Genomic DNA, 751 nt, shown 5'->3' on the forward strand with positions numbered 1-751 from the left:
ACACTGCGAGCAATCGCATGCGTTTTCGTGCGTTTGGTTCTTTACGAGAAAGCGCTAAAAGCTGTTCAGATATGTTTGGATTCAATGTTATTAACCGGTGATTTTATATAGCCTATATTAGATCAGATATTTAAGCGGAATGGTATAACCTCTGATATCTCTGTATTTCAGCTGACGTCTAACGGCTGAAAGCTGACAGCTCCCAGACGCAAAAAAGCCCGACTCTTTCGAATCGGGCTTTCTTTAATTTGGATCCTGGCGATGTCCTACTTTCACATGGCAAATGCCACACTATCATCGGCGCTGTTTCGTTTCACTACTGAGTTCGGCATGGGGTCAGGTGGGTCCAAAACGCTATTGTCACCAAGAAAATTCTTTTCAATTTTCTTATTATTTTAATTTAAAGTCTTGCGACTGAATTTGGAGCCTGGCGATGTCCTACTTTCACATGGCAAATGCCACACTATCATCGGCGCTGTTTCGTTTCACTACTGAGTTCGGCATGGGGTCAGGTGGGTCCAAAACGCTATTGTCACCAAGCAAATTTGGTTTGTTAATCGCCTTGGCAATTAACTAAAATCTGGAATTCTGATATCAAGTAAWTGTCTACTTTAGTAACTTAACTTCTGTYYGTTACGCTGTCATAAAACGCGTTTGGCGTTGTATGGTTAAGCCTCACGGGTAATTAGTACAGGTTAGCTTAATGGCTCACACCACTTCCACATCCTGCCTATCAACGTTGTAGTCTTCA

The 751-nt window shown here is 42.2% G+C and carries 3 rRNA genes; all 3 read right to left on the reverse strand.

The window, feature by feature from the left end:
• Nucleotides 1-253: 253 nt before the first annotated feature.
• Nucleotides 254-368 (reverse strand): 5S ribosomal RNA (rrf, locus tag IRQ78_RS20380).
• Nucleotides 369-425: 57 nt separating this feature from the next.
• Nucleotides 426-540, reverse strand: a 5S ribosomal RNA gene (rrf, locus tag IRQ78_RS20385).
• A gap of 124 nt (nt 541-664) precedes the next feature.
• Nucleotides 665-751, reverse strand: a 23S ribosomal RNA gene (locus tag IRQ78_RS20390); the annotation flags it as partial.

The sequence above is a fragment of the Pseudoalteromonas simplex genome (genome assembly GCF_015278155.1).
Classification (GTDB): domain Bacteria; phylum Pseudomonadota; class Gammaproteobacteria; order Enterobacterales; family Alteromonadaceae; genus Pseudoalteromonas; species Pseudoalteromonas simplex.